General features: G+C 30.8%; 18 protein-coding genes. 4 read left to right on the top strand and 14 right to left on the bottom strand.

The genetic code is table 11. The features are described from left to right. Positions 1-147 precede the first annotated feature (147 nt). Both carB and rpmH read right to left on the bottom strand, forming a co-directional pair. Positions 148-3,003 (bottom strand): carbamoyl-phosphate synthase large subunit, encoded by a 2,856-nt coding sequence (gene carB / locus DIS07_RS07820; RefSeq protein WP_109404689.1) that lies wholly within the window; start codon positions 3,001-3,003, stop codon positions 148-150. A 109-nt stretch (positions 3,004-3,112) separates the two neighbouring features. Continuing rightward, complete coding sequence (rpmH, locus tag DIS07_RS07825; RefSeq protein ID WP_088324822.1) at positions 3,113-3,274, bottom strand: 50S ribosomal protein L34; 162 nt, start codon at positions 3,272-3,274, stop codon at positions 3,113-3,115. A gap of 228 nt (positions 3,275-3,502) precedes the next feature. On the opposite strand from rpmH, the gene DIS07_RS07830 reads away from it, so the two are divergent. Both DIS07_RS07830 and yidC read left to right on the top strand, forming a co-directional pair. Next, on the top strand, positions 3,503-5,116 hold the full coding sequence (locus DIS07_RS07830) for a CTP synthase (protein ID WP_109404690.1): 1,614 nt from the start codon (positions 3,503-3,505) through the stop codon (positions 5,114-5,116). A 223-nt stretch (positions 5,117-5,339) separates the two neighbouring features. Continuing rightward, on the top strand, positions 5,340-7,217 hold the full coding sequence (gene yidC, locus DIS07_RS07835; RefSeq protein ID WP_109404691.1) for a membrane protein insertase YidC: 1,878 nt from the start codon (positions 5,340-5,342) through the stop codon (positions 7,215-7,217). Between the two features lie 201 nt (positions 7,218-7,418). On the opposite strand, the gene DIS07_RS07840 is transcribed toward yidC, so the two are convergent. Next, positions 7,419-7,748: a winged helix-turn-helix transcriptional regulator gene (locus DIS07_RS07840; protein WP_109404692.1), complete on the bottom strand. Its 330-nt coding sequence runs from the start codon at positions 7,746-7,748 to the stop codon at positions 7,419-7,421. 120 nt (positions 7,749-7,868) lie between these two features. Here DIS07_RS07840 and DIS07_RS07845 point away from each other — a divergent pair, with 120 nt between their 5' ends. Continuing rightward, positions 7,869-8,672: an SDR family oxidoreductase gene (locus DIS07_RS07845; protein ID WP_109404693.1), complete on the top strand. Its 804-nt coding sequence runs from the start codon at positions 7,869-7,871 to the stop codon at positions 8,670-8,672. A 378-nt stretch (positions 8,673-9,050) separates the two neighbouring features. Here DIS07_RS07845 and DIS07_RS07850 read toward each other — a convergent pair whose 3' ends face one another. Genes DIS07_RS07850 through DIS07_RS07860 form a run of 3 tightly spaced genes read right to left on the bottom strand, consistent with a single transcriptional unit; the run spans position 9,051 to position 14,328 of the window. After that, on the bottom strand, positions 9,051-10,367 hold the full coding sequence (locus DIS07_RS07850) for a sugar MFS transporter (protein ID WP_109404694.1): 1,317 nt from the start codon (positions 10,365-10,367) through the stop codon (positions 9,051-9,053). Between the two features lie 2 nt (positions 10,368-10,369). Continuing rightward, a complete protein-coding gene (locus DIS07_RS07855; RefSeq protein WP_109404695.1) occupies positions 10,370-11,380 on the bottom strand; it encodes an isoaspartyl peptidase/L-asparaginase family protein in 1,011 nt (336 codons plus the stop codon). Positions 11,381-11,385: 5 nt separating this feature from the next. After that, positions 11,386-14,328 carry a GH92 family glycosyl hydrolase gene (locus DIS07_RS07860; RefSeq protein WP_109404696.1) on the bottom strand — a complete coding sequence of 981 codons (2,943 nt, stop codon included), beginning with the start codon at positions 14,326-14,328 and terminating at the stop codon, positions 11,386-11,388. 280 nt (positions 14,329-14,608) lie between these two features. Here DIS07_RS07860 and DIS07_RS07865 point away from each other — a divergent pair, with 280 nt between their 5' ends. Continuing rightward, a complete protein-coding gene (locus DIS07_RS07865) occupies positions 14,609-17,443 on the top strand; it encodes a M16 family metallopeptidase (protein WP_109404697.1) in 2,835 nt (944 codons plus the stop codon). Positions 17,444-17,487: 44 nt separating this feature from the next. Here the strand turns inward: DIS07_RS07865 and DIS07_RS07870 are convergent, their stop codons facing one another. The 8 genes from DIS07_RS07870 to DIS07_RS07905 form a co-directional block, all read right to left on the bottom strand. Continuing rightward, entirely contained in the window at positions 17,488-18,444 is a 957-nt protein-coding gene (locus tag DIS07_RS07870; protein WP_109404698.1) for a glycosyltransferase, read from the bottom strand. 1 nt (position 18,445) lies between these two features. Continuing rightward, entirely contained in the window at positions 18,446-19,498 is a 1,053-nt protein-coding gene (locus DIS07_RS07875) for a methyltransferase domain-containing protein (RefSeq protein ID WP_109404699.1), read from the bottom strand. 206 nt (positions 19,499-19,704) lie between these two features. After that, positions 19,705-20,511 carry an enoyl-ACP reductase FabI gene (locus tag DIS07_RS07880; protein ID WP_109404700.1) on the bottom strand — a complete coding sequence of 269 codons (807 nt, stop codon included), beginning with the start codon at positions 20,509-20,511 and terminating at the stop codon, positions 19,705-19,707. A gap of 43 nt (positions 20,512-20,554) precedes the next feature. Further along, positions 20,555-21,076, bottom strand: coding sequence for a hypothetical protein (locus DIS07_RS07885; RefSeq protein ID WP_109404701.1), 522 nt, complete (start codon positions 21,074-21,076; stop codon positions 20,555-20,557). 5 nt (positions 21,077-21,081) lie between these two features. Further along, a complete protein-coding gene (recN, locus tag DIS07_RS07890; protein WP_109404702.1) occupies positions 21,082-22,734 on the bottom strand; it encodes a DNA repair protein RecN in 1,653 nt (550 codons plus the stop codon). 69 nt (positions 22,735-22,803) lie between these two features. Then, entirely contained in the window at positions 22,804-23,694 is an 891-nt protein-coding gene (gene porD / locus DIS07_RS07895) for a type IX secretion system protein PorD (protein ID WP_109404703.1), read from the bottom strand. Beyond that, positions 23,687-24,901 carry a bifunctional phosphopantothenoylcysteine decarboxylase/phosphopantothenate--cysteine ligase CoaBC gene (gene coaBC / locus DIS07_RS07900; RefSeq protein ID WP_109404704.1) on the bottom strand — a complete coding sequence of 405 codons (1,215 nt, stop codon included), beginning with the start codon at positions 24,899-24,901 and terminating at the stop codon, positions 23,687-23,689. Before coaBC ends, porD begins: the two co-directional genes overlap by 8 nt. Continuing rightward, positions 24,901-25,221, bottom strand: a complete 321-nt coding sequence (locus DIS07_RS07905; protein WP_109404705.1) for a DNA-directed RNA polymerase subunit omega — start codon at positions 25,219-25,221, stop codon at positions 24,901-24,903. The genes coaBC and DIS07_RS07905 overlap by 1 nt, the downstream gene beginning before the upstream one ends. Positions 25,222-25,227: the final 6 nt, after the last annotated feature.

Here is a 25,227-nt window from a genome sequence, read left to right on the forward strand (position 1 = left end):
TGAATTAAAATTTGGTTACCTAACAAATATAAGGATTCAAAAAACGACTTTTATTTCTTTAACATTGATTTAAGAAATAAGTAAAAAAACATCTAAAAACAAAAAGCATCCAAAATGGATGCTTTTTATATTTAATATCATGTTATTTTATTTACTCAAATACATCTTTCTTCGAGAATATAAATCGTAAAAATCATCGTCTTTTAAACTATCAATAAACAAGATACTTTCACCAGTAGATTTCATCTCTGGTCCTAATTTCTTATCTACATTCGGAAACTTGTTAAAAGAGAATACAGGTTGCTTAATTGCATAACCATCTAATTGTGGGTTAAAATTAAAGTCTGTTACTTTCTTCTCTCCTAACATTACTTTTGTAGCATAATTTACATACGGCTCTTTGTATGCTTTTGCTATAAAAGGAACTGTTCTTGATGCTCTTGGATTTGCTTCAATAATATAAACGGTGTCATCTTTAATCGCAAATTGAATATTGATTAAACCTACCGTTTTTAACTCAGTTGCAATTACATGCGTATGGTCTATAATTTGTTGCATCACCAAATCACCTAAATTAAAAGCTGGTAAAGTTGCATTAGAATCTCCAGAGTGAATTCCACAAGGTTCTATATGCTCCATAATTCCGATGATATAAACATTTCCATCGGCATCACAAATCGCGTCTGCCTCTGCTTCTATGGCTCCATCTAAATAATGATCTAATAACAATTTGTTATTCGGTATTTTATGTAATAAATCTACTACATGCTCAACTAACTCTTCTTTGTTGATGACAATTTTCATTCCTTGTCCACCTAAAACGTAAGAAGGTCTTACCAAAATTGGGAAATCTAACTCATCTGCCAATGCTAAAGCTTCGTCTGCAGTTTCAGCGACTCCAAATTCTGGATAAGGAATATTATTATCTTTTAATAAAGTTGAGAATCTACCTCTATCTTCAGCAATATCAAGAGCTTCAAAAGAAGTTCCGATAATTTTAATTCCATACTTAGTTAATTTCTCTGCCAATTTTAATGCAGTTTGTCCGCCTAATTGAACAATAACTCCTTCTGGTTTTTCGTGACGAATAATATCGTAAATATGCTCCCAAAAAACTGGTTCGAAGTATAATTTATCTGCAGTATCAAAATCGGTAGAAACCGTTTCAGGATTACAGTTAATCATAATCGTTTCGTAACCACATTCAGCCGCTGCTAAAACTCCATGTACACAACAGTAATCAAACTCAATTCCTTGACCAATTCTGTTTGGTCCAGAGCCTAAAACAACGATTTTCTTTTTATCAGTAACTACGCTTTCGTTAGCAACAACTCTTTCTCCATCTGCAGTTTCAATTTCACTCTCGAAAGTTGAATAATAATAAGGAGTTTTTGCTTTAAATTCTGCAGCACAAGTATCTACCAACTTGTAAACTCTTTGAATTTTAAGTTCTTCTCTTTTAGTATACACTTGACTTTCTAAACATTCTAACATATGAGCGATTTGTCTATCACCATATCCTTTTTGTTTCGCTTCTAATAATAAATCTCTATCAATATTATCAATTGTATAAGTAGAAATCTCTTTTTCTAATTGGAACAATTCTTCATATTGTTTTAAATACCACATGTCAATTTTTGTGATATCATAAATCTTGCTTAAAGGAATTCCCATGGCAATGGCATCGTAAATTGCAAAAACACGATCCCAACTTGCGTTGGTTAATTTCTCTATGATTTGATTGTAATCAGTATATCCTTTTCCATCAGCACCTAAACCATTACGTTTAATTTCTAAAGATTGCGTTGCTTTATGTAATGCTTCTTGGAAAGAACGTCCAATTCCCATTACCTCTCCAACGGCTTTCATTTGTAAACCTAAAGTTCTGTCTGAACCTTCAAATTTATCGAAATTCCAACGTGGTATTTTTACAATTACATAATCTAGTGTAGGCTCAAATAAAGCTGATGTAGATTTTGTAATTTGATTTTCTAACTCATCTAATGAATAACCAATAGCTAATTTTGTAGCCACTTTTGCAATTGGGTAACCAGTAGCTTTACTTGCTAATGCAGATGAACGCGATACACGTGGATTAATTTCAATCGCAATAATCTCTTCTTTTTCATCTGGAGAAACAGCGAATTGCACATTACATCCTCCTTCAAAATCACCAATAGAACGCATCATATGAATCGCCATATCACGCATTTTTTGATAAGTTTTATCTGATAAGGTCATTGCTGGTGCAACTGTAATAGAATCTCCTGTATGTATCCCCATAGGATCCATATTTTCGATAGAACAGATAATCACTACATTATCATTCTTATCTCTCAACAATTCCAATTCGTATTCTTTCCAGCCCATCATCGCTTTATCAATCATCACCTCATGAATAGGTGATGCTTCTAAACCTCTACTTAATAACTCATCAAAATCTTCTGCTTTGTAAACTATAGAAGCTCCTGCACCACCCAAAGTATATGAAGAACGAATTACCAAAGGAAAACCAAATTCTTGTGCAATTTCTTTTCCTTTTAAAAATGATGTAGCTGTTGCTTGAGGCGCCATTGGTACGCCAATTTTACCCATCAACTCTCTAAATTGTTCTCTATCTTCTGTAACATTTATGGCATTGATATCTACACCAATCATTTTTACATCAAAATCTTTCCAAATTCCTTTGTCATCTGCCTCAATACATAAGTTTAAAGCGGTCTGTCCTCCCATTGTTGGTAAAACAGCATCAATTTGTGGATGTTCTTTTAAAATTTGAATGATAGACTTTGTAGTTAGAGGCAACAAATAGACGTGATCTGCCATTGAAGGATCTGTCATGATAGTTGCTGGATTCGAATTAATTAAAATAGTTTCGATTCCATCTTCTCTTAAAGAACGTAAAGACTGAGATCCAGAATAGTCAAATTCACAAGCTTGACCGATAACGATTGGTCCAGATCCGATAATTAAAATTGAATTGAGGTCTTTTCTTTTTGGCATTGTAAGTTGTTGTGTTGTTTAGTGTTACAAAAATAGTTAGTGCTTAGATATAAAAAAAGGTGTTACTTAAAAAAGTAACACCTTATATATTAACAATTGTTAATCATTTTTATCTTTTATGTCTTGATTCAGAAGAAACAGAAATTTTCTTTCTACCTTTTGCTCTTCTACGAGCTAATACTTTTCTACCATTAGCAGAAGCCATTCTCTCTCTGAAACCGTGTTTGTTTCTTCTCTTTCTCTTTGATGGTTGATACGTTCTTTTCGGCATTATTATGTATTTTTAAAAGTCTTCTTTATTAAATTTTGTTTGCTTTGGATTTTTACTTCTCAAAAGCGTGGGCAAATATACAACTGTTTTTATTTATGGCAAATACTATTTTAAAAAAAATAAAAATATTTTTACAAGATTAAAAATACCATTAAAAAGAATGTTTTTTCTCTTTTTTATTTGTGATAAATTTTAGAGTTAGTACTTTTGCGCAAACCTAAAAGAACCATGAGTAACACTAAATACGTTTTTGTAACCGGAGGCGTAACATCATCACTTGGAAAAGGAATTATTGCAGCTTCTTTAGCGAAACTACTACAACAAAGAGGATTTTCTGTAACCATCCAAAAATTAGATCCATACATTAATATAGACCCAGGAACATTAAATCCGTATGAACACGGAGAATGTTATGTAACTGATGATGGTGCAGAAACCGACTTAGATTTAGGTCATTATGAGCGTTATTTAAATATTCCTACTTCACAAGCTAACAATGTTACTACAGGTAGAATTTATCAATCTGTAATTAATAAGGAAAGAAAAGGAGAGTTTTTAGGAAAAACCGTTCAAGTAATTCCACATATTACTGATGAAATTAAAAGAAGAATTCAACTTTTAGGAGAAACTGGAGATTATGATATCGTTATCACAGAAATTGGTGGAACCGTTGGTGATATAGAATCTTTGCCTTATGTAGAGTCTGTAAGACAAATGCTTTGGGAAAAAGGTGAAGAAAATGCAATTGTTATTCATTTAACATTGGTTCCGTATTTGGCTGCTGCTGGTGAGTTAAAAACAAAACCTACACAACACTCTGTAAAAATGTTAATGCAAAGTGGTGTGAGCCCAGATATTTTAGTATGTAGAACTGAACACGAAATTTCTGATGACATCAAACGTAAATTAGCATTATTCTGTAATGTTAAAAAAGAAGATGTTATTCAATCTATTGATGCAGAAACCATTTATGATGTACCAAATTTAATGTTAGAAGAAGGTTTAGATGAAGTAGTATTAAAAAAACTACACCTTTCTTCACCTATTAAACCAGCATTAGAAGAATGGAATAACTTTTTAAGAAAACATAAAAATCCAACATCAGAAGTAGAAATTGCTTTAATTGGTAAGTATGTTGAATTAAAAGATTCTTACAAATCCATTACAGAAGCTTTTATTCATGCAGGTTCATCAAATGAAACTAAAGTAAATGTACGTTGGGTACATTCAGAAAGTTTAACACCAAAGAATTACGAGAAAAAATTAAAAGGTATAGATGGTATTTTAGTTGCGCCAGGTTTCGGTGATAGAGGAATTGATGGAAAAATAAAAGCGGTTCAATTTGCAAGAGAAAACAACATTCCTTTCTTCGGAATTTGTTTAGGAATGCAAATGGCAGTTATTGAGTTTTCTAAAAATGTTTTAGGTTTAAAAGATGCATTTTCTACAGAAATGAAAAAAGATGCAGCTAATCCTGTTATTAATTTAATGGAAAGTCAAAAAAATGTTACCGATAAAGGAGGAACAATGCGTTTAGGTGCTTGGAACTGTAAATTAGCTAAAGATTCTAAAATTTACAATGCTTATCAAAAAGAATTAATTAGTGAGCGTCACAGACATCGTTATGAATTTAATAACGAATATAAAGCTCAAATTGAGGAAAAAGGAATGATAGCAACAGGTATCAACCCAAAAACAGGATTAGTAGAAGTTGTAGAAATTCCTTCTCATACTTGGTTTGTTGGTGTTCAATATCATCCAGAATATAAAAGTACGGTGTTAAACCCTCATCCTCTTTTTGTAGATTTTATTAAAGCTGCTTTAAAGTATTCTAAACAATAAAATTTTTTGTTTGTTCGAGCGCTGTCGAGAACAATAAACCTTTTTACTGCAATCGAGAAGATATTTTAACAAAAACAAAATTTAAAACGGAACACTATTTGAACAATATAAGTTCATAAAATATAAAACCTGAAAATCATATTTAAAAAGGGTTTTTCACTACATTTGTCGCGTTTTTATCAGTAGATATTCTGATTTAATGACAAATTGACAACATAAAAAAATGGAACAAAAAAAATTTGATCTAAACTCCTTTATAGGAATGATTTTATTGGGAGGTATCTTGCTTTGGTGGATGAATACAAGTAAACCAGAAGAAACAAAAGATACTTCTAACAAAACTGAACAAGTTGTAGATTCAACTAAAAACACAAACAATACTGTTACCGAAAACAAGCCTGTTTTTGAAAACGACTCATTAAAACAAGTTGCCATTACTAACCAATTAGGAGCTTTTGCAAAGAGTGCAATTAATGGTGCTGAAGGAACTTTAGTTTTAGAAAATGAAGTAGTACGTTTGGTAATAAATAATAAAGGAGGACAAATTATTGAAGCTCAAGTTAAGAATTATAAAACATATGATTCTTTACCATTGTATTTAATAAAAGATAAAAATGCTTCTTTTAATATAAATTTTGGAACAACTGATAACAGAATTCTAAACACAAAAGATTTATTTTTTGAACCTTCTGTAACTAAAAATGGAGAAAACCAAGTGGTTTCTATGAAACTAAAAGTTTCTGATACTCAGTTTTTAGAATACAGATACGAAATGAAACCTAATGAGTATATGGTGGATTTCGCTGTGCGTTCTCAAGGTTTGTCTAATGTAATTAATTCTTCAAATCCTATCAATTTAGATTGGTCTTTAGATGGGTACAGACACGAAAAAAGTATGCGTACAGAAAATACAATGTACACTTACTATTATTACAAAGCAGAAGAAGAAGTAGATTATATAAATGCGGGTAATTCTGAGGTATTAAACGACCTAGATTGGGTGGCTTATAAACAACACTTTTTTACGTCTAATTTATTATCTGATACACCATTTACAAATGCAACAATTACTTCTACAGATTTGGTAAAAAATGAAGACATTGACACCGTTTTCACCAAACGCTTTGAGTTAAAAACCCCATTAGCACTTACTAATGGTGAGTTGAATTATAATATGAAATGGTTTTATGGACCAAGCGATTATAACTTACTAAAAACTTACGAAGGAACAGACTTAGGAGAAAGTGCAGATTTAGGTTGGGGAATTTTCGGATTCTTAAACCGCACCATATTTTATCCTGTATTTAATATGTTAAAAGGATTATTATCGAACTATGGATTAATCATTATTTTGATGACTATTGTAGTTCGTATTTTAATGTCTCCTTTAGTATATAAATCGTATGTTTCTAGTGCAAAAATGAAGGTTATTCGTCCTGAATTAACAGCATTAAATGAAAAATACCCAGGTAAAGAAAACGCAATGAAACGTCAGCAAGAAACCATGGCCATTCAGCGAAAAGCTGGAGTTAGTATGATGTCTGGTTGTATTCCTGCAATATTACAAATGCCAATATTCTTTGCATTGTTTAAGTTTTTTCCAACTAATTTAGATTTACGTCAAGAAAGTTTTTTATGGGCAAATGATTTATCTTCTTACGATACTATCTTTACATTACCTTTTAAAATTCCTTTTTATGGAGACCACGTAAGTTTATTTCCAATATTAGCCTCGATAGCCATTTTCTTTTATATGAAGATGAACCAGAGTCAGCAAGCCAACATGCAAGCACCACCACAAGAAGGAATGCCAGATATGAGCAAAATGATGAAGTATATGATTTACTTCTCTCCTATTATGATGTTGTTCTTCTTTAACAATTATGCGAGTTCTTTAAGTTTGTATTACTTTATTTCTAACTTGTTAACCATTGCCATTATGTTAGTGATTAAAAACTACGTAATTGATGAAGATAAAATTCACGCGCAAATAGAGGAAAACAAAAAGAAACCTAAAAAAACAAGCAAGTTTAGACAACGTATAGACGCTGCTATGAAACAAGCGCAAGAACAACAAGCAAAACAACAAAAGAAAAAATAGGAAAGCAATGCTTTCATAGAATTATAAAAACCCAAAACTGAATTTGTTTTGGGTTTTTTGTGTTTGCAATTAGGTGTTTTTCCTTATTGATTTTTTGATTCAAAAAAACTAACTTCACTAACTACGAATATAAAACGTTTAAACCTTGCATATTCGTGTTAACATTGGCAACCATAAAAAAAATACACAAACAATCTATTTTTATTTCAAAGTATGTTTTTCAAGTTCAAAACCCCATTTTTCCATTTCCGATAATACATCTTTAAGGCTTTTTCCAAATTCTGTTACTGAGTATTCAACCCTTGGAGGAGTTTCATTAAACTTTTGTCTATTTAAAATACCATCTTTTACGAGTTCTTTTAATTGTTCCGTAAGTACTTTTCTTGAAATTGCAGGAATACGAGCCGAAATTTCACCAAATCGAAAAGTTCTATCAGCTATTATATAAAGAATTATGGTTTTCCACCTTCCTCCTATAAAACTTAGGGTTGTTGTTATTGGACAATCACTTATTTCTTTAAAGTCTGTCATTTATTAGTTACTTAAAGGTTACCACTATTTACATTGTTACCAAATGGTAACAGTTACAAATCAATACTATTATTAGTTTCTTTGTGTAACAAAGGTAATTATTAATTAAAAAAAAAGAAAATGATTTTAGTAACAGGTTCAACAGGAACGTTTGGAAGTGCCGTTTTAAATAAACTTCAAGAAAGAAAAATTGAAAATAGAGAAGTTTCAAGAGATATATTTGATTGGAATAAACCAGAAACATTTGAAAGTATTCTAAAAGGAATTGAAAAAGTATTTTTAATTGCTCCTCCAAATTTTATCGATTTTGATAAAAAAGTTGAAGTTTTCATTAATGAGGCAAAAAAATCAAATGTGAAATTTATTTTATTTTCGTCATTATATGGTGCAGATAAAACCCAAGAGAATTCTTTTGGTAAAACTGAGAGAATAGTTTCAGAATGTGGTATTAATTATACAATAGTAAGACCCAATTTTATATTCCAAAACTTTATTACTTATGATATAGAAGCTATTAAAAACGGAAAAATATATTTACCGACCAAAAACAGCAAGACTGCTTATATAGATGTTAATGATGTAGCAATTGCAAGCTGTACAATTTTAGAAAATCCTGAAAATCATTTAAGTAAAGAATATACGCTTACAGGAAGTGAATCTTTGAGTCACGAACAGTTTGCCGAAATTTTCAGTAATATTTTAGGTAAAGAAGTGATAAATATTGCGCCAAGTAATGATGAATACAAAGACACATTACTTAGTTATAATTTACCCCAAGAGTTAGTAAATTTTATGGGATATTTGTATTCAGCTATTGAAGCAGGAAACTTCACAAACACTACAAACGATTACGAGTTAGTAACAGGAAAAAAGCCTATAACGGCAAAAGAATTTATGGAATTAAATCGTTCAGAATTTATTTAATACTTTGAAACAATAAGGCATTACGTAAAAAATACTATTGCCAACAATGTATAAAAAACATAGGGCAGTTTAGGCTTGCCCAAAGGTCTGTACTTTTTTATAAAGTCGCCAAATATAAAAATTTGGCATTTTCAACAAAAAAGATAAAAGCAAAATATTTATATTTGGCTTAGTACCAAACCGAAACGTGTCGCTTATCACTTGCCCTACGTTTCTTATACTCACCGTTAGCGAATTTTTAAAAAATTTCTAGTCTTTATAAAAGTTAGCAAAAAAGTTTAGCCCTGATTCCAGCAATTGTTTGAGTTCTTTTGCGAAGAATGAAAAAAAACGAGTGCGTAAAGCAGGAAATAGCTTCTAATAAAAACAATAATTTATTTACGCCTTACTCGCTTTAAATCTTCCATAAAACAAGATGTATCCATAACAGAGAATTGCTAGTAAAAAGGCCGTTTTAAACCCAAAGTTATCTATTAAACTTCCAAAAAGAAACGGAATTACTGCACCACCCACAATAGCCATACACAACAAACCAGAGGCTTGTGCTTTTAAATCGCCTAAACCTTCTAAACTCAAGGTAAAAATAGTAGGAAACATAATAGAGTTAAACAAACCTACTGCTAAAATAGACCACATTGATAGCAAACCAGCTGTATTTATTGAAATAACAATCATTATAATTGCTAAAGTTGCAAAGAGGTTTAAGACTTTTCCTGGAGAAATTATTTTGGTTAAATACGCACCAATAAAACGTCCTATCATTGCGCCTCCCCAATAGAAAATTACAAAAATACCTAATAAAGATTTTGGGTCTGCATTAGAAAATGTTTTGTTAAAAGTACTTGCAATAGTGTTGGCAATATTCATCATTACATTACTTTCTGAAACTACAGCTGCTAATTGAGCACTATGAAAATAATTGACTAAAAAGCTACCAATGGCAACTTCTGCACCCACGTACAAGAAAATACCTAATGCGCCCATTAACATTACTTTACTCTTTAAAAGCGACAAATAACCGCCTTTTGGACTTTCTTGCATCACTTTTGGTAAGTTGATAAAAGCAAAAATGAATGCTAATACAATAATGGTTATTGCAATTAATAAAAAAGGTGTTTGTACAGTTGCTGCTTCTGCAATAAAATAATTTTGCTTTTCTAAATCGCTTAAAACATTAATTTCTGCAGATGTTTTTACAGAATCGCTTAATAAAAAAAGTGCTCCAACTACAGGCGCAATTGTGGTTCCTAAAGAGTTAAAGGCTTGAGATAAATTTAAACGACTACTTGCTCCATCTTCATTACCTAACAAAGCCACATAAGGGTTTGCGGCTACTTGCAAAACTGTAATTCCGCCAGCTAACGTAAAATATCCAATTAAAAAAATAGAGAAACTTCTATATGCTGCAGCCGGATAAAATAACAAACAACCTGTTGCCATAGTTAACAAACCCAAGACGATTCCTTTTTTGTATCCAATTTTTGATAAGATAAACCCAGCAGGTAAAGAGAACACAAAAAAAGCGGTAAAAAATGCAAATTGCACCAAAACTGTTTTGGCATAAGACATTTCGAAAACATCTTTTAATCTTGGTACTAAACTATCTACAAGAACAGTTATAAAACCCCATAAAAAAAATAAAGTAGTTAAAAATATAAAAGCACTTTTGTATGATTTTTGGGTTGGTGTTGACATAATTAGGCTTTGTTAAAAAAATCGGATTTGATATTCTTATTTTCTTTGTTTTTATATAGATTATAGCTAAACCATTCGTGAATGGAATATGCACCTGTTTCACCTTGTTTATTCACAGCAATATAACCGACTTGAAAATCTTTAAAGTTTTTACCAGGTTTGTTCACAATTCTTCCAATAGCTTCTTCACAGGCTTCTTGTGGGCTTTTTCCTTGACGCATTAATTCTACAATTAAAAAACTTCCCACAGTTTTTAAAACCTCTTCACCTAAACCTGTTGCAGAAGCTCCACCTACTTCATTATCTACAAACAAACCACCACCAATTATGGGCGAATCTCCTACTCTACCAGCCATTTTATAAGCCAATCCGCTTGTGGTACAAGCACCAGAAATATTTCCTTTTTTATCAATGGCTAACATTCCAATGGTATCGTGATTTTCGATATTGATAATGGGTTTATATTCAGATTTTTCTTTCCATTTTTCCCAAGCTTTTTTAGAAGCCTCTGTAAGTAAATTTTCTTTTTTAAAACCTTTTTCTAGGGCAAATTTTTCTGCACCTTCACCTACTAACATTACGTGAGGAGTGTCTTCCATTACTTTTCGAGCCACAGAAATAACATGTTTTATGTTTTTTACACCTAAAACTGCTCCGTAATTTCCTTTTTCATCCATTATACAAGCATCTAAAGTCACGTTTCCATCTCTATCTGGTAAACCACCTTTTCCGACAGATTGTCCTTTTTCATTGGCCTCTTCAATTCTACAACCTTGCTCTACAGCTTCTAAAGCAGAACTTCCTTGTTCTAAATATTTAGCAGCAGTTTCTACTGCTAAATCAGTTTTCCAAGTAGCGATAACTAATGGTTTTATTGTTTTTGTTTTTGATGTTGAAACAAAAGCTTTTTTCTCAGATGATTTTGTTTCATCACAACTAATTATTGTTGATGAAACTGCAACCAAACCTAAGCCTGTGGCAGAGGCTTTTTTGATAAAATTTCGTCTTTTCATTATTCTTATTTTATTTGAATTTCGTCTACAAACAACCAACTTCTACCATCGTGTTTGTAGCCTAAATGCCATTTGGGAAGTTTTCCGAGTTTTTTTGCGATAATTTTTATGTATTTTACATTTATTCTAGGAGGATGCTTAAAAATAAATTCTTGAATTTTAACATTTTCTCTTTCAATTGTATTTTGTACAGTAAAGCTTCCTAAAGACTCATAGCTTCTACCATCAAAAGAAACTAAGCATTCAACTTCAGAGGGAAGAAAAATCCAAGAACGTTGGTCTTCTAAAAAGTTCACTTCTATTCTTCCTTCTTTCTTATTAATTTTCCCCAAATCAACAATCGCAATTAAATCTGTATCAAAATACCCTTGCCAAGTTCCTGTTCTAAAATCTTCTGTTCCAACTATTCCATCAATTAAAGCATTATCTCCACCAGCATTGTATTGATTGGCATATTTTGTTTTTAAATCAATTTTAATATTCGGGTCAATTTTGTAAAAATCTGTAGTAATGGTTGCGCTTTTTACACCTTTCTTTTCGGCATACACCGAAAGGTTGATGAATTTATCGATAACAAATGGTTTGTCATATTTTTTATATCCTCCTTTGTAACCAACTCTGTAAAAAATATCTGCAGTTTCATCAACAGACTTTAACTCAACTGTTGTACTTCCTTTGAAGGCTGTTTTTCCTTTTGCTATAAACGGAGCAGCTACAATAGTATGTTCTTTAATTTCAGTAGATGGTATAAATTCGTCTTTTGTTCCCCATTTTGTGGGTCGGTTTGTCATTTCAAAAACCAAGTTTCCTCCATTGATAATATCTTGATGATGGATGTATGAATACTCGTAATCCTTTCCGTTTAATTTTACAGATTTGATGTATTTATTTTCTTTAGATTGATTTTTAGCTTCTATAGTAAACGATTTTCCATTTTCTAAATTGAAAGTCGCTTTTTCAAATAACGGACTTCCAATAATATATTGATTAGCACCTGGCGTAACAGGATAAAAACCTAAAGAGCTAAAAATATACCAAGCACTCATTTGTCCACAATCTTCGTTACCTGAAATTCCGTCTGGAGTATTGGTGTATAATTTTGTTAAAATCTGGCGAGTTTTTTCTTGGGTTTTATAGGGTTTATTCACAAAATTATACAAATATGCCATATGATGACTGGGTTCATTTCCGTGAGCATATTGCCCAATTAAACCAGTAATATCTGCTTGATGGCGACCAGAAGTATTTGCTTTAGCGGAAAATAATTTATCCAATTGATTTTCTAATTGCTGTTTTCCACCAAGCAAATTTGTAAAACCCGTAATATCTTGAGGCACATAAAAACTGTATTGCCAAGCATTGGCTTCTGTATAATTAAAATTCACTTCATAAGGATCGAAAGGTGCAAACCACGTATTTCTAAAACGACCTCTCATAAACTGACTTTCGGGGTCAAAAACATTCTTATAATATTGTGCTCGTTCTAAATACGTTTTGTAGTCTTCTTTTTTCCCTAAAGACTTTGCCATTTGTGCAATTGTCCAGTCATCATAAGCATATTCTAAAGTTTTAGAAACCGATTCACTTTCTTTTTCTACAGGAATAAATCCGAAGATTTTATACGAATCTAACCCTAATTTATCTCGAGTTGCTGAATGCTTCATGGCTTTAAAAGCTTTTTCAATATCATAATTTTTGATTCCTTTTAAATAGGCATCAGCAATTACTGGAACTGCGTGATAACCAATCATACAGCCGGTATAATTTGCAGATAAATCCCATATGGGCATTATACCACCTTCATCATATTTTGCTAAAAAAGTATTGATAAAATCGTTCGTTTTCTCTTGTTCGATAATGGTATATAATGGATGTGCTGCTCTATACGTATCCCAAAGTGAAAACACAGTATAATAATCAAAACCCACAGATTTGTGAATTTCCATATCCATTCCTCTATACCTTCCATCTACATCTTGATATAAATTTGGTGCTATCGAAACGTGATACATAGATGAATAAAAATTTGTTTTATGATCAATATTTGAATCTTCAACAACTATTTTTTCTAATTGCTTTTCCCAAAAATCTTGTGCTGTTTTTTTAACTTGTTCAAAAGTTTGATTTCCTATTTCTCCTTTTAAATTTTTCTTTGCACCTTCAATATCAACTGCAGAAATTCCTATTTTAATAATAACAGGTTCGTTATTTGGGTTGATAAAATTCAGTGCTATTTTTTGCCCTCCTATCTCACCTGTTTTTGGTGGCGATTGCAAAACATCTGTAAATTTATGCGATGTTTTAATACTGAAAAACAAACGTTGATCTGTTGCCCACGCTTCAGAAAAACGATATCCAGTTAATTCTGTATCAGAAATTCTATTAATTTTTGCATCTAACACTTTATCTCTGTGTAATAAATCTAAAATCACAAACTGGTTTTTTGGAGAAGGATAATTGTATTTATGAATTCCACTTCTCTTAGAAACTGTCAATTCTACATTAATATTAGTATCATCTAAATGTACTTTATAAAAACCAGGTTCTGCTACTTCTTTTTCGTGAGAAAATTTCGATTTATACCCTTCTTTTCCATCAGCACCATTATTAAAAATCTGCTTATTCGTTGGCATCAATAAAATATCTCCATAATCAGAAACTCCTGTTCCGCTTAAATGTGTATGAGAAAACCCGTAGATTTCATCATCTGAATAATGATATCCAGAACAACCGTCCCAACCATCCAAACGTGTATCTGGACTCAATTGCATCATTCCAAATGGCATTGTTGCTCCTGGATACGTATGTCCGTGACCACCTGTACCAATAAACGGATTTACATACGAAATTAAGTTTTTGTCTTTTTGGGCTGAGGAAATTTCTAAATCAGTTTTGCAAGAAACAATTACGAAAAACACAATGAAAAAAGAAAAAAAATGAAGTTTCATCAAAATAGATTATTAGATTCATCTCAAATATAACAGAAAATGAAATTTCATGGTTGTAATCTTCTCTTTTTTTATTTAAGTTTTTTTAAATTTTATAGATAAAAGACCTACTATTGAAACGAGTAATATTTATTTATTTTTTTTAAAAAACATAATTTTATCTTTTTAAGAAACATATACATTTTTGCAAAATATTATTAAAATTTTAAATTAAATACTTAGCTTCTTACTTTACAAAAGAATATCTTAGCTTAAAATTTTTAAAACCCTTTATAATACTATGAAAAAAATCTTATTTCTTTTAATGTTTTCATTCTTATTAACTGCTTGTGATTCTAACAAGAAAGTTATTGAAAATAATAAAAATGTTGAAAAAGTTGTTAAAAACAATAAATCAGTAGCAATACCTATTGACCCAAGCGTCAGAATTGGAAAGCTACCAAACGGAATTACCTATTACATTAAAAACAATGGTAAACCTGCTAACAAAGTAGAGTTGCGTTTAGCTATTAATGCAGGTTCTATATTAGAAGATGAAGACCAACTTGGTTTAGCTCATTTTATGGAACATATGAATTTTAACGGAACTAAAAACTTTAAAAAGAACGAGTTAATAAACTACTTACAATCTATCGGTGTAAAATTCGGAGCCGATTTAAATGCTTATACTGGTTTTGATGAAACTGTTTATATTTTACCAATTCCGAGTGATGATGAAGAAAAACTAGAAAAAGGTTTTCAAATTATAGAAGATTGGGCTGGTGGTGCTTTATTAGATGGAAAAGATATAGATGAAGAACGTGGAGTTGTATTAGAAGAGTATAGATCTCGAAGAGGAGCTGATAGCAGAATGCTAGAAAACTACTTACCTAAAATGATGTATGGGTCTAAATACGCTAAAAGACTACCTATTGGTACTGAAGAAAATTTAAAAACTTTTAAACACGAAAGTTTACGTCGCTTTTTTAAAGACTGGTACAGACCAGATTTAATGGCTGTAATTGCAGTTGGTGATGTTGATGTTGATAAACTAGAAGCTAAAATAAAAGCGCACTTTAGTAAAATTCCTGCAGTTAAAAACCCAAGAAAAAGAGAGGCTTTTTCTTTAGAAAATCATAAAGAAACTTTTATTGCTATAGAATCTGATAAGGAAGCACCTTTCTCTCAAGTACAGCTCATGTACAAAGATTACAAAGACAGTAAACCTGCGAAATCTGTTGCAGAATATAGAAAATCTATTGTAAAATCTTTATTTGCTCAAATGATAAATAATCGTTTAGATGAATTAAGAAACGGAGAAAAACCTCCTTTTGTTTATGGCTTTAGTTATCATGGAGGAACTTACGCAAGAAATAGAAGTGCATACCAATCTGTTGCAGGTACAAGTGCAGACGGGCAATTAAATGCCTTAAATGCATTGTTAGAGGAAAGTGAAAGAGCAAAACGATATGGTTTCAAAAAAGGAGAACTAGCTAGAGCTAAAAAAAATGTATTGGCTCGTTTAGAAAAATCTTTTAAAAACAAAGACAAAAATGAATCAAGAAGAGTTGTTGGCGCTTATATCAATCACTTTTTAAAAGAAACTCCAATTCCAGGAATTGCCTGGACATTCGACATCAATAAAAAAATACTTCCTACAATAACTTTAGAAGAGGTTAATAGTGTTATTGGTAATTTTTTACATGACGATAATCGTGTAATTATTATTACTGGTCCTAAAAAAGTAGTTACTGAACAGCAAGTTTTAGATGCTCTAAAAACAGTTAAAACTAAAGAATTAAAAGCTTATGAAGATAAAGAAGTAGCAGCTTCTTTAATTACTAACGAACCAACTATGGGTAAAATAGTTGGCTTAACTAAAAATGATACTTTAGGCACCAAAACTTTTATTTTAGGTAATGGCGCAAAAGTAACTTACAAAAAAACAGATTTTAAAAATGATGAGGTTTTATTCACAGCCTTTAGTTATGGAGGAACTTCTTTATATTCTATTGATGAATTAAAAGCAACCAGTTTTGCAAATGGTGCATTAACAGATGCTGGAGTTAATGGGTATTCTATTTCTGACATGACTAAAATGATGTCAGGAAAAATAGCAAGAGTAAGACCTTTTATAGGTGGCTTAAGCGAAGGCTTTAATGGTTCTGCATCACCTAAAAATCTAGAAGAACTTTTTCAGTTAGTCCATTTGTATTTTACGGCATTAAATAAAGATGACAAAGCTTTTAAATCTTCGATAAATAAAAGCAAAAGCTTTTTAGGTAATTTGTTAGCTAGTCCTAATTTCTTCTTCCAAAAGGAAATGTCCGATTTTATGAATGCTAAAAATCCACGTTATATTGGGTTTCCTTCTCCTGAAAAATATGATGCTGCTGATTACAATTTAGCTTATGCAAAATACAAAGAGCGTTTTGCGGATGCTGGTGACTTTAATTTTTACTTTGTTGGTAATATTGACGAAAGAAAATTAGCAGAGTTTTCTATGAAATATATTGCATGCTTACCTGGAAAAAACACTAAAGAAAGTTATAAAGTAAGTGATTTTAGACCTATCAAAGGAAACCACACAAAAATTGTTAACAAAGGGAAAGACCCTAAAAGTAGCGTTCAAATTCTTTATCAAGGAGAAACTGAATACAACAAAAAAGAAGCTTTAGCTTTTAAAAGTTTAGGTGAAATTCTGGGTATAAAACTAACTCAAAAATTAAGAGAAGAAGAAGGTGGCGTCTATTCTTCTAGAACAAATGGTAATATTTCTAAAATGCCTTACGGTCGTTATAGTTTTTCTGTATCATTTCCTTGTGCACCAGAAAATGTTGAAAAACTTAAAAATATAGTACTTCAAGAAATTTCTAAAATTGTTAAAGATGGACCTACTGATGAAGATTTGAGTAAAACTAAAAAGGCTAGAATTTTAAACCATAAGGAAAGTACAAAAAGAAATAGATATTGGTTGAACCTAATTAAGAACGTAGATTATATGAAAAATGATATTGAAGACGCAACTAATTTTGAAAATAGGGTAAATGCACTTACAAAAGATGATATTCAAAAAGTAGCTAAAAAATACTTAACAAAAGGATACATTTTAGGAATTTTAAATCCTGAAAAATAAAATAAATTATTTATATGTAAAAGCTCTCAAGAAATTGGGAGCTTTTATTTTCTAATAAAAAACCGACTTTCTAAGAAACCCAAACCATACCCTAAAAACTGTGTTAAAGAAGTAATGATACTTAAAAAAGCAACGTAAAAGTTTTTATTTTGTAACAACGAATCAAAGAAAATTAATAAGAAATAGAGACCATAGAAGCATAAGAAATGATTAAAACTAAAAATAGCTAAAATGATACTGAGATCTAATCCAATAATAAACAAACTCGGAAACCAATATGTAGGTTTAGCTGTTTTTGGATACTTTTTATTTAAAATTGGTCTTGCGGTTCCAAAACCAAAAGTTTGCTTAAAGAATTGCTGAATTGTACTTCTTCTTTTATGATACACAAAAGCCTTTTCTATTAACTGAGTTTCAAAACCATTTTCCCATAAACGAAACGTCAAATCGATATCTTCTCCGTTTTTCATTTTAGAGAAACCTTTTGTAACGCTAAAAGCTTTATGCGACAAACCTAAATTAAAACTTCTAGGTTGAAATTTACCAACCGCTTGTTTTTTACCTCGAATTCCACCTGTTGTTAAAACGGATGTCATAGAATAATTAATGGCTTTTTGCAAAGATGTAAAACTTTTATGAGCTGCATCTGGCCCACCAAAAGCATCTGTATAATTAGTTTCTAAAGCTTTTTTTACTTCTGACACATATTGAGACGGAACAATAACATCAGAATCTAAAATGATAAAATAATTTCCATTTGCTTTTTTCATTCCGAAATTACGGCTTGCTCCTGCTCCACTATTTTCTTTAAAAAAGTATTTCAAATTGAGTTTCGGTTTGTATTTTTCAACAACCCTATCACTTTTTTCGGTTGAACCATCTTCAATTACTAAAACTTCAAAACCTTCAGTAAAATCTTGTTTTGTAAGACTTTCTAACAACTCGTCAATTTCTTGAGATCGATTATAAACGGGTATTATGATTGAGAAATTAAGTTTCAAATTAGCTTTCTTTATATTGAATTTCTAAAGTATAAGATGGAGATAAAAACAAATTTTGTTCTCCTAAAATTTTCATTAAAAAGTTAATGACTTTTTTAGGGAAATTTAAAATTTTATTACTGGATTCACTATAAAAATTATTGGTAAATCTTACAGTGGTTTGTTTATTTTCGATTCTATTTTTTAAGTTTTTGATATCTATAATATGTTCTGCCCAATTACCTGTTAACGGATCGCAAGTATTTGTTGGGTGCTTTGTATATTCTTTAAAATGGTTTTCTTCCAACTGCTTTTTAGCATAATTGATAATATCTTTACCATACAAACCTCTAGTTGTTTTTGCTAAAATTGTTATTTTTTTCTCGTCTAAATTAGAAAACTCTTTGGCCAATAGCCTTTTTCTAATTTCTAAAAAAGGCAAGTTAGAATCCCTTTCTTTCCAACCTTTTTTCTTTTTTGAACCTACATATTCTGCTTTATAATGTATTTTTTTAAGTTTTCTATTAATATTAGGATTACTAGAATTTGCACTCGTCATAAAACAAAGTGAAAAAGGTTTTGGTAATTTTTTAATCTCTAAGAACCACCCCTCTAAATCGTAAATATGTTCTAAAACATCAAAAGAACACATATGATCTACTTTGATATTATTTTTAGTAATATAACTTATAAAGTCAGAAATATCTCCTGTTATAAAATAATCTACTTTTAAGTTGATAGCTGAAGAAATTACTTTTACATCTTTTGTAGAAACTTCGTAAATATCGTTATAAATAACTTTTTTAAAACCCAATTCTACGGCTAAATAAGTGAGAACTCCACAACCTCCTCCATAATCTACAAAACAACTTTCTGAAACAGGTTTCTGTAAATTACGTATCACTTTTTCTAAAAGTGTTTTATACAAAGGCATAAAAAAAGAGAGCTTATCTATATAATCTTTTAGATATCTTTTGTTGTAATCAGAAATTGATAGATTTTCTAAATCTAAATCTTTCAATTTTGTTGATAAATCATCAATAGCTTTATTGATTTTAATTTCTGAATTATTCATTATTTTTAATTACAGAGCAATTTACAAAAAGGAATCAAAAAAAATGCAAACCAATAGAGATTTGCATTGTATATTTCTAAAAGTTAACAAACAGGTTTAGCCGTGATTGAGCGGTATGTTTGAGCTCTTTTTGTGTTAACAAAAAAGCGAGTAGCGAAAGCGCGAAATAGCTTCAAACCTTTCGAATACTCTTAAAATGACATTTTCTACTCAAATTTTTCCATTACAGCATCACTAACCCCCATATTAGAGAAACCTCCATCATGGAATAAGTTTTGCAAGGTTACTTTTTTGGTCAAATCTGAAAACAGCGAAATGGTGTAATCTGCACAATCTGCTGCAGTTGCGTTTCCAAGCGGACTCATTTTTTCTGCATAGGCAATAAAACCATCAAAACCTTTTACACCACTACCAGCAGTTGTTGGTGTTGGCGATTGTGAAATGGTGTTGACACGTACTTTGTGATCGCGACCGAAAAAGTACCCGAAACTACGTGCAATTGACTCTAGATAAGCTTTATTATCTGCCATATCGTTATAATCTGGAAATACTCTTTGCGCAGCCATATAGGTTAAGGCAACAATACTTCCCCACTCGTTCATGGCTTTTTTGTTGTACAAAACATTCATGGTTTTGTGGAAAGAAACCGCAGAAACATCCCAACCTTTTGTGGTGAAATCGTACTTTGGATCTGTATAATGTTTTCCCTTTCTTACATTAACAGACATACCAATTGAATGTAGAACAAAATCGATTTTACCACCTAAAATCTCCATCGATTTTTCTACCAAGTTTTCTAAATCTTCTACAGAAGTTGCATCTGCAGGGATAATTTGTGAGCCTGTTTTTGCAGCTAAAGCATCTAACTCTCCCATTCTCATGGCTATTGGTGCATTTGTTAAGACAAATTCTGCTCCTTGTTCGTGTGCTTTTTCCGCTACTTTCCAAGCAATTGAGTGTTCGTTTAACGCTCCAAAAATAATTCCTTTTTTTCCTTTTAGTAAGTTATACATAATATTGTTATTGTTTTTTAGCTGTTAGATATTAAGTACTCGATTAAATTTTGTTGATTAATGAGAGTTTTTGAAATATGTTCATTTTGCTTTTTAAGCGATTTATGGATGCATATAGCTCTTCCATAAACTGATTATTAATTGCTCCCTTAACTGCTAGTTTATAATACTTATGCGCTTCTAAATACTCACCTTTCAATTCAAAAGCTTGTGCCATTTTATTATAAATAGTTCCAGCATCAGCAACTCCTTTATCAGCATATTTTTTCCCAAAATTTATCAATTCATCATATTTATTCATTTCTAATAATAAATAGGCATAATTTGCATACACACCTTGATAATCTGGAGAAAACTTTAAAGCTAATTCCAGATGCTCTTTTGCTTTAGTATGGTTGTTAAATTTAACTGAATACAACCACCCTAAATGATTGTGAGCTCTACCATAATCTGGGTATTCATTTAATAAATCTAATAGTACTTCTTTTGCTTCTTTAATTTTGTTATCATCTATTAGGTTATCTGCTTCAAAAAATAAATCTTCCGCTTTGCTTTCGTCTGTCATTTTTACTAATTTAATAATTCTTTTGCATGAGTTATTGCTGAATCAGAAATATTTTTACCGCTTAGCATCTCAGCTATTTCTACAATTCTCTCATCAGTAGAAAGTTGTTTTAAATTGGTGGTGGTTATACCGCTAACTTCTTCTTTAAACACTTTGTAATGGCTGTTACCTTTTGCCGCAATTTGCGGTAAATGTGTAATTGCAATGACTTGCATATTTGCGCTCATTTGTTGCATAATAGCTGCTATTTTATTGGAAACTTCACCAGAAACTCCAGTGTCTATCTCATCGAAAATAATGGTTGGCAATTGAGTATTTGCAGATAATACTTTTTTTACTGAAAGCATTATTCTTGATAATTCACCTCCAGAAGCTACTTTTTTTAGTTCCCCAAAACTTCCTCCTTTATTTGCTGAAAACAAAAATTCTAATTCGTCTTTTCCGTTTAAAAAATAAGATTTTGAGGGTTTTATTTCGATGGAAAAACGGGCATTTTCCATTCCTAAATCTGCTAACAGCATTTGCAATTCTTTAGTTAATTTTGGAATTGAATTTATTCTTGCTTTAGAAATTAAACTCGCCACTTTATCTAACTTTTCAGAAACTTGACGAATTTCTTCTTGCTTTTGCTGAATAACTTCATCTGCAGATTCTACTTGAGTTACTTTGTCTGATAAATCATTAAAAACACTCAATAATTCTTGATTAGAACTTACATAATGTTTTTTCTGAAGGTTATATAGTAATTGTAATCTATCATTAATTTCTTCTGCTTCATTCGGATTGAAATCGACATTCTCATTAGCATTTTCTAATTCAGCAATAATATCATCAACTTCAATTTTTACAGATGTAATTCTTTCTGAAATTTCTTGATACTCTTTAGAAAATGGAGCAATTTTAGACAATCTATTTTCTAGGGTATATATTAAATTCTGAATTCCGATTTCTTCATTGATTGAGACTTCTAAGGCTTCTGATAAATTGAGTTTAATATCTTCAATATTATTCAGTTTTTCTAATGTTAATTCTAATTCAGCTTGTTCATCAACTTGAATTTTTGCTTCTTCTAATTCTTTAAACAAGTGTAAATTATAATCGTATTGTTGGTTTGCTTCTCGCTGTTGCGTTTCTAAAACTGTTAATTCTTTTTTTAATGTATTAAGTTGATTATAACCTCTTTTATAAGAATCTATTCTTACTGTATTCTTTGCTAAAGCATCTAAAATTGAAAACTGAAAATTAGCATCAGACAATTGCATGGTTTGATGTTGCGAGTGCACATCTATTAATTTTAATCTTAACTCATTTAAAACAGATAAAGTAACCGGAGTATCGTTTACAAAAGCTCTCGATTTTCCTGAAGGTAGAATTTCTCTTCTGATAATAGTTTCTGTTTCATAATCTAAATCTACTTCTTCAAAAAAAGGTTCTAAATTGTAGTTAGCAATCGCAACTTTTGCTTCAACAATACACTTTTTAGATGTGTCTTTTAGTGATGATAAATCTGCTCTATTACCTAAAACCAAGCCTAAAGCACCTAACAATATGGATTTCCCTGCACCCGTTTCTCCAGTAATTATTGATAAACCATCCGAAAAATCAATAGTTAACTCATTGATTAAAGCGTAGTTATTTATAGAGAGTTGTTTTAGCAAATTGACTAATTTTTAAGGAATAAAATTAGTGAATTTATAATAAAGAATAAAAAAGTTTTGAGGTTAAAACTATTTAATCTCTTTCCACTTAGAATTGTTAACGGGAGATATTTTACGAACAGTTTGTACTAGCTTATTTTTATTTCTAGTAGTAGGACCATCTGAGTAAGTGTTTACAATTTCGTCCGCTTTTGCATCAAAAAACAAACGGATTAGGTAATTACTTACCGTTTTATTATATAAACTTTCCATAGAAATTACAGCATCTTCAACAGCTTGTTTTGCTCTGTTTTTGTTAGTAGAAAACTCATCCAGTCCTTTTCTATGGTAATTGTACATTGCTGTTCTGTAAGCTGCTAATTTTGATGATAACAAATTATCTATCAATAAAAAACGATTTTGTTTTCCAACTACATTTTGCCAAGAAGAAAGGCCGCTTTGTTGTGCCTGTAACATCACATTTTGTGCTTCTTTTAAATAAGACTCACCTCCTTTTAATTTAAAAGTGTCTGCATCAACACCTAAAATAACATAAGCATAAAAAACGATTGTAGAAATTAAATTGCTATCGAAAGAGTTTTTGTTGTAAAACAATGGATCAAACTCATTGTATTTAAAATTAAAATCGTTGTCTTTTAAATTTAAAACAGGTGTCTCATAAGTAGTTCCAAAAACAGGTCTTGTAGATTGTATTTGCAAAGTAGCTTCAAAAGTATTGTCATTTCTAGAAGTAACTATAATATTCATTGCACAATTGATACGCTCTTCTGGTTTTACCTCTCTATTTGTCCATTTAGTTTGATTAATAAACTCCGTTAAAGAAGTCTGTAAGGTTTTAAAAACCTGAGTATTAGAACCCTGAACTTGATTAAAATTTACATTTACCAAGCAATTTAACTCTTGTCCTTTTACATTGACAAAAGAAAGTACAAAAACGAATAAAAAAATAAGTTTACGCATTTATCATGTTTACAATTTCATTCATAATATCTTTAGCAACTTCTACCTTAGATTTTAATTCAAACGATTTTTCATTTAAATCTTTATCAATAATAGTAATTTTATTTGTGTCTGTTGCAAAACCAGCACCTTTATCTTGCAAAGAATTTAAAACGATAGCATCTAAATTCTTTCTTTCTAACTTACTTTTAGCATTTACTATCTCATTATTGGTTTCTAATGCAAAACCCATTAAAAACTGATTCTTTTTAATTTTACCTAAAGATGCTAAAATATCTTTTGTTGGTGATAACTCAATCTCTAACGCTGTATCTTTCTTTTTTATTTTCTGAGTTGCAACATTTTTTGGTTTATAGTCTGCGACAGCAGCAGAAAGAATTGCAATATCAACTTGATTATAATGTTGATGTGCAACTTCATACATTTCTTCTGCAGAAATTACATCTATCCTTTTTACTAAAGAATGTTGTATTTGTTGATGACTTGGACCAGAAATTAAAAGTACTTCGGCGCCTAAATTTGCAGCAGCTTTTGCAATTGCAAATCCCATTTTACCCGAAGAGTGATTACCTACAAACCTTACAGGATCAATAGCTTCGTAAGTTGGTCCCGCAGTTAATAGTACTTTTTTACCTTTTAAAGGTAATTTAGATAAGATATCATTTTCTATGAATAAGACAATGTCTTGAGGTTCAGCCATTCTACCTTCACCTACTAAACCACTTGCAAGCTCACCAGAAGTAGCAGGAATCATAATATTGCCAAAAGATTGTAATTTATCTAAACTTTGTTTTGTTGATGGATGAATATACATATCTAAATCCATTGCAGGAGCAAAATACACAGGACATTTTGCAGATAAATAGGTGGCTAATAATAAGTTATTGCAAGTCCCATTTGCCATTTTAGATAATGTATTTGCGGTTGCTGGTGCAATAAGCATATAATCTGCCCAAAGACCTAAATCAACATGATTATTCCACAATTCATTTTCTTCCTCTTCTTTGTCATAAAAAGTAGAATGTACAGGGTTTTTAGAAAGTGTAGAAAGTGTAAGTGGTGTTATAAAATCTTTTGACGCAGGAGTCATAACAACCTTGACTTCTGCGCCTAATTTTATAAACAAACGGACTAAAGAAGCCGTTTTGTATGCAGCAATTCCTGCAGTAATACCTAAAAGGATTTTTTTACCGCTTAAAACAGACATTATTCTGTTTCTGGAGTTCTATAATATACTTTATCATTTAGCCATTCTTCAACTGCAATAGCTGTTGGTTTTGGCAATCTTTCGTAAAATTTAGAAACTTCTATTTGTTCTTTATTTTCAAATACTTCTTCTAAACTATCGTTATAAGTTGCAAACTCATCTAATTTATCAACTAGTTCTTTCTTTAAATCACCATTAATTTGTTCTGCTCTTTTAGCAATAATAGAAATAGCCTCGTAAATATTTTCTGTTGGCGCTTCTATTTGGTTTTTATCATAAGTAACAGTACTTAATGCAGCATTTGTATCTTTATAATCCATAATAAA

Source organism: Polaribacter aquimarinus (assembly GCF_003129485.1).
Lineage (GTDB): Bacteria > Bacteroidota > Bacteroidia > Flavobacteriales > Flavobacteriaceae > Polaribacter > Polaribacter aquimarinus.

Coding starts and splice junctions, on each gene's coding strand:
- rpmH (WP_088324822.1), bottom strand. CDS start 3,274: ATGCCGAAAAGAACGTATCAACCATCAAAGAGAAAGAGAAGAAACAAA.
- carB (WP_109404689.1), bottom strand. CDS start 3,003: ATGCCAAAAAGAAAAGACCTCAATTCAATTTTAATTATCGGATCTGGA.
- DIS07_RS07840 (WP_109404692.1), bottom strand. CDS start 7,748: ATGACAGACTTTAAAGAAATAAGTGATTGTCCAATAACAACAACCCTA.
- DIS07_RS07860 (WP_109404696.1), bottom strand. CDS start 14,328: ATGAAACTTCATTTTTTTTCTTTTTTCATTGTGTTTTTCGTAATTGTT.
- DIS07_RS07905 (WP_109404705.1), bottom strand. CDS start 25,221: ATGGATTATAAAGATACAAATGCTGCATTAAGTACTGTTACTTATGAT.
- DIS07_RS07880 (WP_109404700.1), bottom strand. CDS start 20,511: ATGTATAACTTACTAAAAGGAAAAAAAGGAATTATTTTTGGAGCGTTA.
- porD (WP_109404703.1), bottom strand. CDS start 23,694: ATGCGTAAACTTATTTTTTTATTCGTTTTTGTACTTTCTTTTGTCAAT.
- yidC (WP_109404691.1), top strand. CDS start 5,340: ATGGAACAAAAAAAATTTGATCTAAACTCCTTTATAGGAATGATTTTA.
- coaBC (WP_109404704.1), bottom strand. CDS start 24,901: ATGTCTGTTTTAAGCGGTAAAAAAATCCTTTTAGGTATTACTGCAGGA.
- DIS07_RS07865 (WP_109404697.1), top strand. CDS start 14,609: ATGAAAAAAATCTTATTTCTTTTAATGTTTTCATTCTTATTAACTGCT.
- DIS07_RS07885 (WP_109404701.1), bottom strand. CDS start 21,076: ATGACAGACGAAAGCAAAGCGGAAGATTTATTTTTTGAAGCAGATAAC.
- DIS07_RS07845 (WP_109404693.1), top strand. CDS start 7,869: ATGATTTTAGTAACAGGTTCAACAGGAACGTTTGGAAGTGCCGTTTTA.
- DIS07_RS07855 (WP_109404695.1), bottom strand. CDS start 11,380: ATGAAAAGACGAAATTTTATCAAAAAAGCCTCTGCCACAGGCTTAGGT.
- DIS07_RS07875 (WP_109404699.1), bottom strand. CDS start 19,498: ATGAATAATTCAGAAATTAAAATCAATAAAGCTATTGATGATTTATCA.
- DIS07_RS07830 (WP_109404690.1), top strand. CDS start 3,503: ATGAGTAACACTAAATACGTTTTTGTAACCGGAGGCGTAACATCATCA.
- DIS07_RS07850 (WP_109404694.1), bottom strand. CDS start 10,367: ATGTCAACACCAACCCAAAAATCATACAAAAGTGCTTTTATATTTTTA.